Source organism: endosymbiont of Ridgeia piscesae (assembly GCF_001443665.1).
Taxonomy (GTDB): Bacteria; Pseudomonadota; Gammaproteobacteria; order Chromatiales; family Chromatiaceae; genus Endoriftia; species Endoriftia persephonae.
In genome coordinates this window covers 99,226-116,303 of the sequence record NZ_KQ557123.1, presented here as the reverse complement: position 1 = coordinate 116,303, position 17,078 = coordinate 99,226, and the positions used below count along the sequence as shown (strand labels likewise).

13 protein-coding genes are annotated in these 17,078 nt (G+C 59.5%); 5 read left to right on the top strand and 8 right to left on the bottom strand.

Annotated elements, in window-relative coordinates:
- Positions 1-86: 86 nt before the first annotated feature.
- The 8 genes from Ga0074115_RS06390 to Ga0074115_RS06360 form a co-directional block, all read right to left on the bottom strand.
- Positions 87-584, bottom strand: a complete 498-nt coding sequence (locus Ga0074115_RS06390) for a hypothetical protein (protein ID WP_057956564.1) — start codon at positions 582-584, stop codon at positions 87-89.
- The gene (locus tag Ga0074115_RS06385) at positions 575-904 is read right to left on the bottom strand and encodes a hypothetical protein (protein ID WP_057956563.1); all 330 of its coding nucleotides are present in this window, start codon (positions 902-904) and stop codon (positions 575-577) included. Before Ga0074115_RS06385 ends, Ga0074115_RS06390 begins: the two co-directional genes overlap by 10 nt.
- A 14-nt stretch (positions 905-918) precedes the next feature.
- Complete coding sequence (gene hemG / locus Ga0074115_RS06380) at positions 919-2,328, bottom strand: protoporphyrinogen oxidase (RefSeq protein WP_057956562.1); 1,410 nt, start codon at positions 2,326-2,328, stop codon at positions 919-921.
- Positions 2,325-4,355, bottom strand: coding sequence for a radical SAM/SPASM domain-containing protein (locus tag Ga0074115_RS06375; protein ID WP_060528333.1), 2,031 nt, complete (start codon positions 4,353-4,355; stop codon positions 2,325-2,327). The genes hemG and Ga0074115_RS06375 overlap by 4 nt, the downstream gene beginning before the upstream one ends.
- A 10-nt stretch (positions 4,356-4,365) precedes the next feature.
- The gene (locus tag Ga0074115_RS06370) at positions 4,366-6,591 is read right to left on the bottom strand and encodes a universal stress protein (protein ID WP_060528332.1); all 2,226 of its coding nucleotides are present in this window, start codon (positions 6,589-6,591) and stop codon (positions 4,366-4,368) included.
- A gap of 223 nt (positions 6,592-6,814) precedes the next feature.
- Positions 6,815-6,988: a carboxypeptidase-like regulatory domain-containing protein gene (locus Ga0074115_RS16650; protein WP_232432938.1), complete on the bottom strand. Its 174-nt coding sequence runs from the start codon at positions 6,986-6,988 to the stop codon at positions 6,815-6,817.
- Positions 6,939-7,556: a cupredoxin domain-containing protein gene (locus Ga0074115_RS06365; protein ID WP_232432937.1), complete on the bottom strand. Its 618-nt coding sequence runs from the start codon at positions 7,554-7,556 to the stop codon at positions 6,939-6,941. The genes Ga0074115_RS16650 and Ga0074115_RS06365 overlap by 50 nt, the downstream gene beginning before the upstream one ends.
- A gap of 33 nt (positions 7,557-7,589) precedes the next feature.
- The gene (locus tag Ga0074115_RS06360; RefSeq protein WP_060528331.1) at positions 7,590-10,037 is read right to left on the bottom strand and encodes a HEAT repeat domain-containing protein; all 2,448 of its coding nucleotides are present in this window, start codon (positions 10,035-10,037) and stop codon (positions 7,590-7,592) included.
- Positions 10,038-10,671: 634 nt separating this feature from the next.
- On the opposite strand from Ga0074115_RS06360, the gene Ga0074115_RS16215 reads away from it, so the two are divergent.
- The 5 genes from Ga0074115_RS16215 to Ga0074115_RS06340 all read left to right on the top strand — a co-directional run bounded on the left by Ga0074115_RS16215 (position 10,672) and on the right by Ga0074115_RS06340 (position 16,836).
- Positions 10,672-10,824: a hypothetical protein gene (locus Ga0074115_RS16215; protein ID WP_157292687.1), complete on the top strand. Its 153-nt coding sequence runs from the start codon at positions 10,672-10,674 to the stop codon at positions 10,822-10,824.
- A gap of 18 nt (positions 10,825-10,842) precedes the next feature.
- Positions 10,843-12,750, top strand: coding sequence for a cytochrome ubiquinol oxidase subunit I (locus Ga0074115_RS06355; RefSeq protein WP_082626860.1), 1,908 nt, complete (start codon positions 10,843-10,845; stop codon positions 12,748-12,750).
- A gap of 107 nt (positions 12,751-12,857) precedes the next feature.
- Positions 12,858-13,637, top strand: a complete 780-nt coding sequence (locus tag Ga0074115_RS06350; RefSeq protein ID WP_232432936.1) for a cytochrome C — start codon at positions 12,858-12,860, stop codon at positions 13,635-13,637.
- Positions 13,637-16,039 (top strand): c-type cytochrome, encoded by a 2,403-nt coding sequence (locus Ga0074115_RS06345; protein ID WP_087959744.1) that lies wholly within the window; start codon positions 13,637-13,639, stop codon positions 16,037-16,039. Before Ga0074115_RS06350 ends, Ga0074115_RS06345 begins: the two co-directional genes overlap by 1 nt.
- Before the next feature lie 194 nt (positions 16,040-16,233).
- On the top strand, positions 16,234-16,836 hold the full coding sequence (locus Ga0074115_RS06340; RefSeq protein WP_232432935.1) for an SCO family protein: 603 nt from the start codon (positions 16,234-16,236) through the stop codon (positions 16,834-16,836).
- Positions 16,837-17,078: the final 242 nt, after the last annotated feature.

The window sequence follows — 17,078 nt, the reverse complement described above, 5'->3', positions numbered from 1 at the left end:
TCGCTGATTAAGAGTTTCTTCCGCATGTCAGATACAAAGTATATTTTGGCAAGTTCAAAAATAGACTGCCAATACTTTCGGAACGATTAATAGCTGGCCCCCTCCGACAGCTCAATGGCCTGCTGGAAGTAGTAGCGATTGCGTTTATTCTGCAGCTCTTCGTTGGGCAGGATGCGGGGATTACCGCCGTTGAAGTTGACCCTCACCACCTCCAGGCCGTTCTCGTCGAGGAAACGGATCTGGTCGTAGAGGCGTTTTTTCTCAGCGAAAACCTGAAACTCAAGCCCGATCAACCGGGCCAGCTGCTGTGGCGACATCTCGAACACATGCTGGCGCTGGATGTGCTCCACTAGAAACCGCAGATCGCTCAGTACCGCGCTGATATCCGCATTGATCATGCGCCGAGCCAGCCCCACATTGAGGGTTTCGCTGGACTCCCGGCCGCCCCGTTCGGTGGCGTAGACCGTGTAGTAGTGCATCATTCCGACCACCATCAGCACTCCCAGCAGCGGCAGAAAGACCTGCAGAAATCCCTTAAACAGGCTTAACCGGGAGAGCGTTCGCGGTGGTGGGGTTATCGGCATTCACGTTCCAGATGCCGGCGCAGGCGTTGTAGGTAGTCATCGAGGGGTTCATCACCCTCCCGCGGCACCAGAAAGGTGATGCGAGCGGCGATAATGTAGGGACGGCGGGACTCCTCCCCGGCGGGGGTGCGTTCGGTCAGCACTTGACGTGCCAGCCGCAGGGTCTGGTCGGGATCCTCGCAGTGACGTGGCAGGGTGATGTTACGGGCATACCACTGGGCGCTGATCGAGATGCCGAGCAGGATCAGCAGCACCGCCAGGATCAGCCGCCAGAGTTTGAATTCGCCGGCCGGCTCGGATTGGTTCACAGGATCACTCATCGAGCTGTTCTCTTTCAGCCAACCGTGGCGGGCCGGTAGCTGAAGGCTTGGGCGCCGCTCTCTGATCGGCTGCTGTGGAGAATCCGCTGTGCCGTGACACTGCCTTGCACAATTCGGTCACGTACCGAGACACCATCTAGATAGTTGCCGATGAGGTGCAGGCCGGGGAGTGCCTCGACACGCGCTCTGATCTGTCGGGTGCGCTGCAGATAGTCACCGTGGTAGAGCGGCAGGGCGCGCGGATGGCGCACCAGCCGCAGATAATCGGGCTCGCCGTGCAGACCGATCAAACGTCGCAGATCAGCCAGGGTATAGGTCAGCGCCTGCGCTTCGTTCCAGTTGCTCCGCTCAGGGTGACGCGCCCCGCCGATGTAGCTGGTCAGCAGCACCTGGCCGCTCGGGGCACGTCCCGCGAACAGGCTGCTCATCCAGAGATTGCCGTTGAAACTCAGCCCCTCCCGGCGTGGCGTGAGAAAGCCGCTGCCGTCGAGTGGATGGCTGATCTGTTTACGGGCCAGGCCCAGATGGAGTACCGACAGCGGCGCATATTCGATCGCATCCAGCAGCCGAGCGAGTCTCGCATCCTGCCCATCCAGCAGCCCGGCGGCAGCATCGGCGGGGGTGGCGAGCACCAGCTGATCGACTTGGCGGCTCAGCTGCGCGCCGCTGCGGTCCGTGGCGCCGACCTGCCAGCCTGTGCCGCTCTGTTGCAGAGTGGTGGCACGGGTGCCAGACAGCCGCTTGATCAGCGGGTGGTCGGCTAGCTGTTCGACCAGTTTGCCCATGCCTCCCTGGAAGGAGAAAGCTTCGGCGCGGTTGGCACGCCGCCGATGCAGTAGTCGATTGATCAACATGCCGGCGGTGATGCTGCCGTAGCGTCGTTCCAGCGCGGTCATGCGCGGCAGCACGCTGGCGGCATTGGCCTGCTCCGGATCGGAGGCGAGGGTGCCGGCCACGTAGGGGTCCATCACCTTCTCGAGGATCTCGCTGCCGAAGCGACGGCGGATAAACTGGCTCACTGTCTCCTGCTCATTCCCGCCTCTGGCAACCAGCAGTTCGCTGGCCATGCGCAGCTTGCCGCGCCAGCTCCACAACGGTGAGGCGAGCAGTGCCGGCACCTGCATCGGCACCTCGCAGAGCCTGCCGCCTTGGACCACATAGCGGCGCATATCGCTGCCGCGGGAGCATTTTTGCTCGCTCAGTCTGGCAGCGTCGATCTGTTGGTCCACCTCGGCGCGGTAGTTCATCAGGATGCCAGCGGCGTTCTCCGTGAGATAGCCCGACTCCCGGTGGCTGCGGATCTTGCCGCCGAGGCGCTGGTCGGCCTCCCACAGCTCCACTGGAATGCCGCTGTCGGCTAGCCAGCGGGCGGTGGAGAGACCGGAGATGCCGCCGCCGATGATCAGGATCTTCTGCTGGCTCACTCTTTCAGCTCCTGCTTCATCCGCTCGATCAGATCGTGGCCGAGGGTGCCGAGGCCACTGCCGTCGGGCGCCTGGTGGCCCTCCACGTAGTCGCGGATCTTGGAGAAACACTGCTCCGCCTGGGGGTTGTTCTGCAGTCGTTTGACTTGTTGTTTGGCGACGGCGAAGGCGTCGAAGTCGAGGGATTTCATGCCCATGCCCTTCATCCGCATCACCGCCCGCATCATCGCCCGGTTGCGGTAGCGGGTCAGGTCGTTGCTGCCGATCACCGCTAGGCTATCGCGGCGGGCGCCGAACTCGGCGGCCTTCTTGATGCCGGCGCGGACGAATTCCGGCGCCGATTTGACTCGCGCCAGCGCCTCTGGCGACCACTCGACCCCGGCCAGCAGGGTGGCGGCCACCGCCTCCACATCCTGCAGCTCCACCTGTTGGGCGTGGCGGCGCTTCACCTCGCGTTCTGCTGCCGCCTCCATGGTGGGTTGCACAAACATTCTTACCTGGGGCGCCTTGTCGGCCAGCGCCTCGGCGAGATGCTGCTCTGCCGCCTCACTCCAGGGGAAAGCGCGTTTGGCTGCATCTTCCGATTCAAGCCGCTCTAATAGTTTGATGTTGACCTCAAACCGGCCCTCGCTGCGCGCCACATCCTCAGCCACCTGCTGTACGCCGGGCTGCAGGAAGGGAGGCAGCTGGTCGAGATAGGCCTGGGCCTCGCCGGTCCAGGGTAGGGCGGGGGCCTCGGAGATCGATTTGGCGCCGGCCTCGGCAATCGAGGCGATGTTGGCGGGGCGGCCCGGCATGCCCTTCTTGAAGCGATTCTTCGCCAGGGTCGCCATGTGTGCCGGGGTGACCAAGGTTTCGCCCTGCTCCCGTACATAGGTCTCGGCGCGCTTGTGCACCATCTTGCGCAGAAAACCGGGCACCCGAGAGAGGCGCTGCTGCGCCTCTGGTGACCAGTGGATCTCATCGCTGATCTGCGGGATCAGCGGCTGGATGATGCCGCCGCCTTCGGGGCGATAGTCGCACCAGGGGTCGGCGTCCATCAGGCCGTTGCCCATCGCCACCGGGCGGGCGCGGCAGCCGCCGCAGAGCTTCTGGTATTCGCACTTGCCGCATTTGCCATGCAGCTGCGGGTTGCGTAGTTGCTGGAAGGTTGGTGAACTGTCCCAGATCTGCCAGAAACTTTCCTGGCGGATCGAGCCCTCTTCCGCCTCCAGGTAGGGACAGGCGGTGACCGCACCTTCGGGGGTGATGCGACAGTAGTGGATGCCCGCCAGACAGCCGCCGCCCTCGTAGCCCTGGGCGCGGGTCAGCGGTGACTCCGGATCGTGCTGGTAGGCGATGCGTTTGTAGTGGGGGGCGCAGCGGGCGCGGAGCAGCAGATCCTTGTTTGCGTCCTGCGCCTCGACCAGCTGCTGCAACACCTGTTCATAGCGCTGTGGGGTGATGTCGGACATCGACTCACCGCGTCCAGTGCAGACCAGGAAGAAGATATTGAGCACGTGGGCGCCGGCGGCCTTGGTGAAGTCGATCATCGACTGCACCTCATCGGCGTTCTGCTCGGTCACGGAAAAGTGGACCTGAAATGGCAGGTCGGCCTGTCGGCAGAACTCCATGCCGGCCAGGGTTTTCTCCCAGCTGCCGGGACAGCCGCGGAAGCTGTCGTGGTGGTTTGGATCGAGGGAGTCGAGGCTGATACCCATGCCCATCGCGCCGGCCGCTTTGAACGAGGCGACGCGCTTTTCGTTGAGCAGCACACCGTTGGTGCCGACTACCATCGCCAGGCCGAGCCCGTTGCCGTGGGCGACCAGTGCTTCCAGATCGCGGCGCAGCAACGGTTCACCGCCGGTGAGTACCACCATGGTGTCGTCGCCCCGCTCGCGGATCTGATCGAGCAGTGCCTTCACCTCGTCGGTGGTCAGCTCACCCTCGCTGCCTGCCTCGCGGGTCGCTGCGTCCATGTAGCAGTGGGCGCAGGCGAGGTTGCAGCGGCGGGTGAGGTTGATGGCGATGAGAAACAGATCGTTCATCGCATTGGGCTTACTGATTACGGGAGTCGTTGGGATCGAGGTGGAACACACCGCGTTCCGTCCAGACCTGCTTGACTGCATTTACCGCCCGCGTATCGACCCGTTCATGCCCCTCGCGCCTGGCCCAGCCTTCGATCTCCTGCACCAGCATGCCGCGCACCATGTTGGGGGCGCGGGCGATACGTTCGCGGGCTGTTTCGTCCCAGGGCATGCTTTCACTGACCTGGCTGGAGCCCTGCTTGAAGGTGGTTATTACCTGCTGGATGAAGTCGCTGTCGATCTGCTCAAGACCACGTTGCGTGGCGATGGTTTCGGCAGCCCTCACGGTCATCTCACGGCAGAAGCCGGCAGGGACGCTGTTCATGCTCTGTTGGGCTTGGTCGCTCCAGTTGAGGTTAGGTTTTTTCTCTTCCTGCTTGATTGGCTTTGCCGGTTGCGCCAGATGGGCGAAGGGGCAGGCGCTTTTTTTCTTTTCCGGCAGGCTGGCAGCGGGCTGTTTGTCGCCCTGCATCTGGGCTTCCATCGCCTTGCGCGCCTCGGCCAGCCCCGCTTCAGCGGTTTGCAGGCTGACCTCACTCAGCCCCTGGGCGCGGGCATAGTCCTCGATGCGCTGTTTGGCGGCGTCGCGCATGAAGCCTTCTGGCACCCGCATCAGACGCGCTAGTGCCGCGGCCTGCCAGTGGAGATTAGAGGGAGCTGCCTCATCTGCTTGGGTGGTCGAGGGAGGGTGACCATAGGCAGAAGAGGCAGCTCCGGAACTGTGCTGGCTGGGGTCATCCAGAAAGGTCTGCAGATGGTGGATGGTCACTTGGCGCTTGCCTTCGCTACGGGCCTTCTTTTCGGCTCGCATGCTGAGGTTACCGCGCAGAGAGAGGTTATCGATGGTCAGCAGCAGTGCCTTGGCATCGTCGTTCCAGCGTATTGCCTCTTCTGCGTTGAGTTTACGTTTCAGCTCGCCCTTGTCGTAGGCTTCTACGATCTCGGTCATTGCATCCTCAGCGTGTCCGGGCATCAGCTGAGCGGTGGCCTCTTCGACAATGCTCTCGGTGATCACGGTGTGGCCGCGTTCCTGAGCGTAACGCAGGATAGCCATGCGTGCCATGTTGCGTACGAAGGAAGGCACGCGGTTCATGCGCGTCTCCGCTTCGTGGGTCCATGAGGTGGTGACGGCGGCGATCTTCTCCACCGGTGGTTGGTATTCGCGCTGACTCAGCAGGATGGCACAGTCGCAGTCGTTGAGCAGTGCCTCGGCGTTGCCGCCGATGTCGAGCCCCTCATCGGCATGGATGCCGAGCTTGCCAATTATCAGCAGGGAGGGTTTCTCCCGTTTCAGATAGCGGTCGATGACGTCGTTGGGTTTGCCGTCGAGCAGTGTGGTCTCGATCTCGACACCCTGGTCGGCGGCGACCTGTTTTGCCACGTCGAGGTGGCCCTGGTAGATCTTCGCTAGACCCGAGTCGATGATCTCTTCGTGCAGTTTCTCCTGCTCCTGAAAGCGGAATACCTTGCCCGCCTCTTCGGAGAGCACGCCGGCGATACGGTTGAAGGCGACATAGTGGTAGTAGGGGTCGAAGGCGGAGATCACCTTGACCGGCACCTGCCACTGCTGCGCCAGGCTGAGGGCGGTGAGCAGGCCGCCGTAGGATTTGGCGGAGCCGTCCACCGCGACCACGATCGGGCCGTTGGCGATGGAGCGTTGCGGCTCCTTGATCACCAGGGTGTCGATCTCGCTGCGGCGGCTAACACGCTGACAGACGGTGCCGAGGCGGCTGCTCTTGACCGCACCGAGCCCGAGTGCGCCGATCACCAGCAGGTCGTAGTTGCCGCTGTTGGTTTCGTTCACCAGCTCGCGGTAGTTCTTGCCCTCCAGTGAGCGGCGTCTGAGTTCGATGTTCTGTTCTCGGCTCTCGCGCTCAGCCTGATCCAGGTAGGAGTCGGTGATGATTGAGAGGCCACGGGTAATTAGGTCATCGTGCACATCGCGCTGGCGCTCCAACTCCTGCTCTTCGCGGAACTGCTCCGGCAGACCACCTTCCATCTGGCGGAAGCGCACGTCGTGCAGCTTGGCTGCGTAGACGTGGGCGGCGGTGAGATCGCTCTGCCAGATCGATGCCAGGGCGACGGCCTCGCTGGTGCCCCGGTTGGCGTGGTCGGAGGAGTCGACTGCGAGCAGGATCGAGCGGTATTCCGGCAGCGGCGCAGTCTGCGTGGGTTGGGTCTGTGCTTGCGATGACATGGTATCGGGTCGTTTTGCTGTTGGTCGTTATCAGAAGATAGATAACGGGTCGCAGGGATCACCCCGCAACCCGTATCAGGTTTTTGTTATTGGTTGAGAAACCAGTAGACAACGATGGAACCAATCACCAGTGCGTTGATGATGCCGGCGATGATCGCCATGTAATCAAGCGGTGCCAGATTGAATCGTTTCAATAGCGCCATGGCCTGGTCTCTCCTCTGTCTTACTTGAAGGTAAAGTCGACGGTTGCGGTGCCACCGGCTTCAACCGTGACCTTGCCCTTCTGGTTCTTTAAAAAGCCGTGCCAGGCCTTGATCTTGTATTTACCGGGCGGTACGTCCTTGATCTCAAAGCTGCCGTCTGCTTTTATCTTGGCGAAGTAGGGGGTTCTTGGCAACGAAGACAAAACCGTGCATGAAGTCGTGGGCGTCGCATTCGACCTTCATCGCCGGCCCTTTCTTCATCTTGATGGTGCTGGTGACGGTATTGGGTTCAGGCTGGGAGATGTTGGAGATGGTCTTTTTCGGCCCTTTGGCGTCGCCACGGATCAGCTCGTAGGTGTGGATGTTGTGCAGGATCGGATCCTTGTTGACCGCGTTGAGCTTGGAGTTGTTGCGCATCACCTGCATGAAGGGTTTGAACTCACAGCCCTGCTGATCGATGGTGGCGTCCGCCACGTCGGCGGGGAAGGGCTTGCCGCTCTTGACCTTGTCGAGATAGACCACCACGTCCATCAGCTTGCCGCCTTCGACCCGGACATAGTCGATCTCACGGGTACCGGTACCGCAGACGTCGTTGTCTTTGCTGATCTTGTAGGTCTTTGGCGCTAGGTCCTTGCCGGCAAACGTGATAGTGCCGGTGATGGTGCCGCCGTTGCTGACAGCGCCTTCCTTGTAGGCCGCCTGGCTTGCCAGGGGTAGGGCGCAGAGGCCGGCGATGCTGAGCGCGGTGATCAACTTCTTCATGTGCTGAATCTCCTGTGGAGTCTTGTTGGTGGATCAGGCCGCCTGCTGCGGCTGACCCTCTTGGGAATGGGAAACAAACAGTTCTTCGAGCATTTCGATGACAAAGCGCCGTTCAGCGCTGGAGTCGACCTCGGCCAGCTCTTTGAGTAGGCGTTGTGCGCTGGCTTCGGCGTCGATCTGACGCAGTATCTTGCCGATTGGGCGCGCATGCTCGCCGCTGCCAAGGAAGGCGGTGGCAATCAACCTCTCGATGGTGTCGGGGATCTCATCCGCCAGTGCTTCGAGCTGCAGCAGTTCGCTGAGTGCGTTGGCGGCAGTGATGCGCACCCCGTTCTTTTGGCTCTGCAGCATGCCTTTGATCTTGCGGACGATCGTTTTGGGAGAGACGGGCTTGGTCACCATGTGGTCCGCCTCAACCGGGTCAGAGCCGTGCAAGGCGAGGTTCGTGAGGGCGCGGATTGCCTCGATCTTGGTCTGGGTGAGGTCAGACTGCAGTGCATCCAGCAGCGGCAGGATCGCCGCCTTGTTGCCGAGATAGCCGAGGGCGCGGGCGCAGGCGATCTGTTGGTCCTCGTCGCCTAGACCGAGCTGGGTGATCAGGGAACCCATGGCGTTCATCAGCCCTGCTGCGTCGCGGTTGAGTTTGGCGGCCTCGGCGATGGCGAGTGCGGCTTCATACCTGATCTCGTTGTTGTCGTCGTTGAGTGCCTGAAGCATTGCGGCGATGGCCCGTTCATCGGTCTGCTTCGTCAGCACCCGCAGGCCGAGAATGCGCAGATCGTCTTCGAGCGGGATGGTGCGGCGGTTTTTCTTCATTCGCATGGCGGTGCGATTGTTTTGCTCCACCAGTTTGAGGAACTCCTCGGTCTCCTGGTCATACTCGGGCGCCGCGGTCGGCTCCTCCTGGCCTATGCCCAGGGTCGCCTCCACGTTGTCCATGGCGATGGCATCGAGGGTCGAGATCGCCTTGTTGACCTCGCCAACCTCAACCACTCTGCCGGGTTGCTCAGGCAGTTGCAGCGGTGCAGTTGTGGCAGCCTCTTCTGTTGCTCCGGTGATCTCTGCCAGGGTGCTGGTCGCTGCTTGCTCATCAGAAGCGGTCTCATCTTCGGTCTGCTTGGGTAGGATCTTGTCGGCCTCGGGGTCGAATTCGACCGTCTGGCTAATGGGCGGCAGCTCACTCTCTTCCGGTTTGATCAGTTCGCCATTGATCGCAGCCAGCACAATATCGAGTGGACGCTGTGGCTGCTGATCGGTTGCCTCATCTTCCTGAAGCGGAAACTGTTCAAGATGGCTGAGTGCGCCGATGCGTACCGCCTGATCCTTGTCGAGGACAGCGCTCTTCAGGACATCGATGATCGCTCTATTGTTGATGCCAAAACTGCGCAGGGCGAGGATTGCATGGCGCCGGGCCATGGAGTAGATGGTGTTGTTGCCGACCATCTCGATGAGCGGCTCGATCGACTCGCTGGCGTGGTTGGCGGCGAGTAGATCGGCAGCAGCAGCGGCGGTATTGAAGTCGGTGTGACTCAAGTTCTGTTCGACCAGTTGGCGTGTTGTTTGCTCCAGTGCCTCCGGCTGGATCAGCCCGCTGAGGGTTTTGAGAGTGGTGGTTCGCACTAGGCTGTTTGGGTCGACGAGCAGGCTGCTGCTCTCCTTGAGCAACAGTTCGGGATCGCCCTGGCTGGCTGCAAGCCGGCTGCTGGCCTCCACCGCAGCGGAGCGGACATCTTCGTCTTCATCCCGCAATAGCAGCACTATTGCGGACAGATAATGGTGGGCCCCTAATTTGGCGAGGGCGGTGGCGGCGGCGGCGCGTACCTCGGGGGCCTTGTCACGCAGGCTCTGACCGATCTTGCTGCTGGCATCCGGCGAGCCGCTGCGGCCAAGGGCGGCGACGGCACGACGACGGTGCATCGCGCTAGGCGATTTGAGCCGTTCACAGAGTACTTCAAAGCCTCGCTGCTTGATGCTGGAGAGGGCGTGGTAGATCTCGGCATCTATGTCCTGGCTGGCATCGCTGTCCATGATGTCGACCAGCAGCTCAGTGGCATCCTCGATGCCATATCTGCCCAGTGCCTCTACCGCGGCAAGCTGGACATCCCACCATCTATCCCAGTCGTCTTCCCACTCAATGGCTTCGGGACGCTCCACTGCGATCTTCTTTAGTGCATCGATCGCTGCTTCGCCGCCAAGCATGCCAAGCGCGCTGGTGACTGCGGTGCAGACCTCGCCACTCTCTTCTTTCGACAGAGAGTTCAGCAGTGGTGGTACGGCTGTCGGGTCGCCAATCCGCCCAAGGGCTTCGGCGGCGTCGACGCAGACGTCGATATCCTCGTCGGTTAGATGCGCGATGAGCGTTTCAACTGCATTTTGGCTGTGCAGGGTGCCAAGTGTTCTGGCGGCATAGCAGCGGTCGGCTTCATCGCCGTTTTTCATCAGTTCGATGAGTGCCTGTTCGGCTTTTGATCGCATATTCATGGCTGGCCTGGTGGAGATGAATCTTTCCTTTGCTAGCAAATACGGTGCCAAAGCGCTGGAGCGGTAGGTAGTGGTGAGTGGAGCATTATCCCGTTCAAAATGGCCGGCCGCATGGAATGAGATGTTTAGATCGTAGCCTCAAGAGGTGGAAAAATGAACAAATCGTTCAATTTTTCTCGGTGAGATTGTTTGTCCTCTGGTGTGTCGGTCGACGCGTGTCTGAGCGGAAGCTCGGCGGGCTGGGTTGAAAAAATTGATGCAGTTTTGCTGGAGCGGCTGAAAGAATCGTTCATTTATTTTCTGTAGAGGGTTTGAGGTGGATCGAAGTTGCCTGCATGAAAACTGAGTTGGAGTGGGGTAAATGGTTAAAACCACTGTAATCCAAGGGGTTGGAGTGAGTGCTTTGGAAGAGTGGGTGCTTTGGCTTGGTATTTGCTTGCTAGGCGGGAGCTGGGTTCACGGTCACTGGGGAAGGGGTATTTCAATATGTCTGAGAAAGAACAGCACTCTGCTTCGGCTAAAAATTGGGGTCCAAAGTTATTTGCCTCCGTCCTGGTCGGAGTGCTGGCATTCTTCTACTGGCTGCTTATCTATTCCGGCGGCGTTGTGGTCCACCACGGTTAGGAGAGGGAATATGAGCGAACAGAATAAACTCGGGATGCCTGCCACCCTGCTTATCTGGGGGGCTGCCTTTGTTGCAGTGCTGGTAGCGTTTTACGGGCTTGATCAGATGATCATGAGTATCCAGGGCTTGCCCTTGAACGTGGATCTGACGCCCGCTGGTTAGCGGCAAGGGGAATCGATAATGAGGCAGATGAGACTGCGTAGCCTGTTTGAAAGGGTGAGTCCCGGGCTGCTCCGGGGGGGGCTGATGGTTCTGCTGTTTGCCGTCGGGCTCTCCGCTGCTAGCGCAGGCATGGCGGGTGATGGTGATATCGCGCCGATCGGCCGGGTCCACGTTGAGGGGATGGATTTTACGCCAGCGGAGGATCTTGCTGCTACCGAGTCCGATGAACCTGAGCTGATTGCTGCGCCCCAGCCAAGCCGTGGAGATTATCCCAACATCGGGGTCAGCAGCCGCGCGGTGGTGTGGATTCTCGCGCAGATGCACCTGTTCTTTGGCGCGCTGGTGTTGGCGGTGCCGCTGTTTGTGTTGGTGATCGAGCTGGTTGGCGTGATGAGCGGTGATGAACGCTACGACAGCATGGCCCATGAGTTCATGAAGATCAGCCTCACCGGCTTCTCGATTACTGCTATTTTCGGGGGTTCCCTGGCCCTGGCGCTGTTTCTGCTCTATCCCGACTTTATGGGCTATATGATGCACGTGTTCGGCGCCCAGTGGCTGGTCTATGCTGGGCTGTTTTTTCTCGAGAGTTTCTTCCTCTACACCTATTACTATGGCTGGAACGCGATGCGTTACGGCAACGCCAAGTGGGTGCATCTGTCATTGGGGCTGCTGCTGAACGGCGCGGGCATGACCATCATGGTGATGTCCAACTCCTGGGCCACTTTCATGATGGCCCCCTCCGGCGTCAACGAGGTCGGCGCGGTGATCGGCAATATCTGGGAGGTGATGAAGGGGCCTTTGTGGAACCCGATCAACCTGCATCGCTTTATCGCCAACATCGGCTTCGGTGGCGCGGTGGTTGGCGCCTATGCGGCCTATAAGTTTCTCAGCACCAAGGACCCAGAGAAACGGGCCCACTACGACTGGATGGGCTACACCTCCAACTTTATCGCCATCCTCGCCTTTCTGCCGCTGCCCTTCGCCGGTTACTGGCTAATGGCTGAGATCTACGCCTACTCCCAGCAGATGGGCATCACTGCCATGGGTGGCATCCTGGCCTGGCTGTTTATTGTGCAGGCGGTGCTGATCGGTACCATTCTGCTGGCGGGTAACTACTACCTCTGGGCGGGCATGTCGCGCACCGAGGGGTCGGAGCGTTACAAACCGCTGATCAGCCTTATCGCGTTTGTGCTGGTGGTCTGTTTCCTTACCTGGGTGACGCCGCATACGCTGATCCTGTCGGCGTCTGAAATCGCCCAGCTGGGTGGCAGCCACCACCATCTCCTCGGTCCGTTGGGGATCATGCCGGCGAAGAATATCGCGGTGAACCTGATGCTGATCGTCACCTTCCTCTCGTTCCAGCTCTACCGCCGCTCCGACAAGGTGGCGACGGTGGCCTGGGCGCCTATCGGCAATGCGCTGATGGTGGCGATCTATGTGGTGGCGATCTATGTGGTGGCGATAGCTAATGTCATCTTTCTCGGCGTCTACTATGGCTACTTCACCAACACCGTCTACAAGGTCGGTTCCTCGGTGGCTCAGGTGTCGTCGACGCTGGTGGTGATCATCTCCGGTATCGTCATCGACGCGCTGATGTTCAAGAACGCCAAGACCCTGCCTTCGCACTGGGGCAAGATCCCGGACCGCGCTCAGTATGCCCTGTTTGCCCTGCCGATCGCTTTTACCTGGCTGATGGGTCTGATGGGCTATGTGCGCTCCTCGGTGAAGACCCACTGGCATGTCTATACGGTGATGAAAGACAACTCACCGGATAACTTCATTCCGACTATCGGTTACGCGGGCAATATGATCACCATCGTTACTGTGTTGTTTCTGCTGTTTGTGCTGTTCATGTTCTGGGTTGCCAATCTGAGTGGGACAAAACAGGCGAAACCGGTGGTGGTCACCGAGGGGGGGGCGGCATGACAAATCTTTCGGGAAAGGATCTGGATACGCATGGCGCATCCACAGGGGAGCGGGCGAGGTCGAATATCTTTATCAAGATAATCGGTTTTAGCCTGGGATTGACCTTGGTGTTTACCTTAGTAACCCAGTTGTTGCCCCAGGTGGAAGGGGAGGCGCCGGTGGAGAGAAGGGTCGATCTGGATTCTCTAACGATGGATGCATTTGTCGCCATGGGGGAGGATCTTTTCATGAACAAGGGTACCTGTACCCTCTGTCACAAGCCGCCCCCGTTAGGACGGGCGCCGGATATCCAGGGCATGGACATGGTGAGTACCTCGGCTAAACGGTTGGCTGATCCCCGCTATCAAGGAGAGGCGAAGGATGCGGCGGGTTATATCCATGAATCGATGCTCGATCCGAGCCGTTTTGTGGTCGCTGGTTGGGGCAAGAAGGGTTCTAACGACACCGTCTCACCGATGCCTGCCATCGATAAACCACCAATCCAGCTGTCGGCGATGGAGATCGATGCGATCATCGCCTATCTACAGGCGAAAGATGGCAATGAGGTGACCGTCTCCCTGCCATCGCCCGAAGCGGCAGCGGAGGTTGCAGCGGCGATGCCGGCGGCTGGTGGGGTTCTTTCGGCGTCAGCAGCGACCGCCGAAGAGACGTTGGGTAAGTATGCCTGTAGTTCGTGTCATGCGATGGACTCAGCAGATGTCCTGGTGGGGCCGGGATTGGGGGCAGTTGGGGCGCGTCTGAGCGAGGCGGAGATCCGTCAGAGTATTGTCGATCCTTCGGCGGTCATTGTTGAGGGCTTTCCGCCGGCGATGCCCCTCGATTTTGCCGAGAAGATGACGGTGAAAGAGCTACGGATGATCGTGACGTTTCTGGCAGAGAAAAAATAATGAAGTCATTCAGGATCCCCGCATTCTGGCAGGCGGTGCTGGTCATCGTCGTCGCCTACCTGGTGTTTGATAGTGCCTTCCCGCCGCTGCTGCCGAAGACGCTGATGATCCAGTACATGATCATCACCATCATCGGCGTGCTGCTCTACTTCTCGTTTGATGACGCCCGCTGGACAGAGTTTCAGGCGCCGGTTCTCGCTACGCTGCGCAATGATAATCTGATGGTAGTGCGCTGGGCGCTGCTGATCATCATTCCGGCGATCATCGGCTACACCGTCTATGGCATGGTGAAGCCCTCCAACGAGGCCCCGGTAGAGCTGCGTCAGGTGCATCCGGCGCCACCTGCGTCGGTGAAGGCCTATGGCAAGAGCTTCGATCTGGCCTCGTTGGAGAATCCGATCCGCGAGGAGATCATTAAGACTCTGAGCTCTGATAAGGAGACGGGTTGGAAGAAGTACAAAGAGGCGGTGAGCGCAGGGCGTGACGTCTACTATCAGAACTGTTTCTATTGCCACGGCGATCTGCTGAACGGCCAGGGTCACTACGCCCAGGGTTTCAATCCGCAGCCGATCAACTTCCAGGATCCGACCATTATCCCGCAGCTGCAGGAGTCGTTTCTGTTCTGGCGTATCACCACCGGTGGTCCTGGTCTGCCGAAGGAAGGCACGCCCTGGAACTCAGCGATGCCGGTCTGGCATGAGATGCTCAGTGAGGAGGATGTCTGGAACGTCATCACCTTCCTCTTTGATTACAACGGTCAGGTGCCACGCATCTGGGATCCGGCAGTCTCCAAGCAGGTCACCGGGATGAAGGATCAGGTGCTGGCGCAGCGTAAGCAGATCCAGGGCCAGGAGCTCTATGAGTTCCGCTGCCAGGTCTGCCACGGTGAGCAGGGGGCGGGTGACGGTATCGCCGCCGAGCATATGTACCCAAAACCGCGTGATTTTTCCCTTGCTCTGTTCAAATACAAGACCTCGCCGGGCACCGAACTGCCACGGGATGAGGATCTCTTCAACACCATCAAATTTGGACTGACCGGTACCGCCATGCCCGGTTGGGGGCCGCTGATGAGCGACGAGCAGATCCGCAGTCTGATCCCGGTAATCAAGCGCTTCGATATTACCTCCGCCTGGCCGCCGGAAGAGGCGGATGAGGATGCCTTCGACGATGATGGCCACTACACCAAGGATGACTTCAGAAAGATCACCGATGTGGAGCCGTTGACAGGACAGATCCCCTACAGCGAGGAGTCGGTGGCGAAGGGACGTGAGGCCTTCCTCAAATCGTGCAAGGAGTGCCACGGCAAGGAGGGCAGGGGCAATATCGTCTCCGGCAAGAAGCTGGAGGACGATTGGGGTAATCGCATCTGGCCTCGAGACCTGACCAAGCCCTGGACCTGGCGCTCCACCCAGTCGACCGCCGCTGCTGAGCAGGAGCGGGATGAGACCATCAAGGCGATCTACACTCGTCTCTCGATCGGCATACCCGGCACGCCGATGCCGGCCCACCGGGCGGTGGAAGAGGGCAACAAGGATCCGGTCAGCCTGGAGGATCGCTGGCATATCGCCAATTTTGTCTACAGTCTGCGTGAGACCACGGTGCAGCCTAAGGACGGCGCGGTGGTAACTGGCACGAAAGTGGAGGGTGATCTGCCCAGTTCAGCGGAAGATACGCGTTGGAACAGCGCCAGTGCAGTCACCCTGCATTTGGTGCCCAATATCATCAAGGAGGATCGACTCTTTACCCCGCTTAACGACGCAGTGACGGTGCGGGCGCTCTACAACGACCAGGAGATCGCCTTCCTACTGGAGGTGGATGACCGCACCGAGAGTCGGCCGGGTATCGACTACTTCACTGATCTGCAGGATGAGAGCAAGGAGATGCACTCGGATGCGTTTGCGATCCAGTTCCCCTTGGAGGATGCCTATATGTCGTCACCGATGGTGGAGAAGCCGCTCTACCGCCACGGTGACAAGAGTCATCACACTACCATCTGGTACTGGAATGCCGGCAGCGTTGAGCCGAAGCGCGAGGCCCAGGCGATGCTGCTGGAGGGCAGCGGTCCGGATGCCAAGCTGAAGTTTCGCGAGGACGACAAGAGTCTGAAGGCGAATGGCAGCTGGAAGAATGGCAAATGGCAGGTGGTGATGCGTCGTCCGCTGAGCGGGGGTGAGAAGGGGGATATCGACTTTGCCGAAGGGCAGTTCATGCCGATCTCCTTCGCCAACTGGGATGGTAGCAACGGCGAGGTGGGCTCCAAGCATACTCTGAGTACCTGGTATTGGCTGTTACTGCCGCCGGAGATCGACTACGTCTATATCTACGGGATGCCGTTGGGTGTGGCTCTGCTGGTCTTCCTGGCTGGCATTCTGCTGGTCCGTTCACAGCGTCGCAAGACTTAAACGACTAACATAGAATCCATCCTCCTTTGGGATACCCCAATTTAACCCGGATACGCCATTTGGTGTCTCCGGGTTTTCTTTTTCTGACGAGGCAGAAGTGGGGCGGCCAATCATCATTAATTGGCAATGACCGGATGAACGACTTCGGGTAATCTTGAGATATTCCAATGGGTTATTTATAAGAGGTTATGAATATGTCTGAAAGACTCCTCATGTCACTGTTTTTCTGCCTGTTTTTTCTTTCGCTCAGTGCCGTTGCCGGGGCTGAGGCGCCTAGGCAGGATGAGGTGCTGGAGCAGGTTGAGGCCCCGCCGGGTGGGGATTTTGTGCTCGCTTCGGTCAATGGGCCGTTGGATACTCGGCAGCTCCGCGGCAAGTCGATCTTCCTCTATTTCGGCTATACAAGATGCCCCGATGTCTGCCCGACATCACTCTCTTTTCTGACCCAGGCGCTCAGTGAGTTGAGTGATGAGGAGTTGCGGAAGACGGTCTCGATCTTTGTCAGTGTTGATCCGCAACACGATACAGTGGAGTCGCTGGCCGACTATGTGGAATATTTTCACCCCAATCTGGTCGGTGTGACGGGCACGGAAGAAGCCGTGGCAAAGGTTGCCAAGCAGTATGGCGCGCAATACTACGAGGTGGAATTAGAGGGCTCGGCCTTCGGTTACGCGGTCAATCACTCTGCCGCCACCTACCTGATCGCCCCAGATGGAGAGTTGCGCTTCATCTTTCCCCATGAGACGCCGCCCGAGGTATTACTTCAGGCGGTGCGCCATCTGAATGCCGGTAACTGATTCCGTAACTATTCAGCTCTTGCCAGAGTCAAGAGCTGAATAGTTACCTGATTGCTTTCAAAACCCTCCCTTCCAACGCTATTAACCCGGTAGTTAAGGAGCCTCTGATTAAGTCTGGACGAAGTGGATTGTGATTCAGAATATTCAGATTCAAGGCGCAAATCACCCGTAACGCTACCGCTCCCTACTCACGTTCCTCCCCTACATCCCTGTCGGGGATAGCTGGCTATTGCGAACGACTA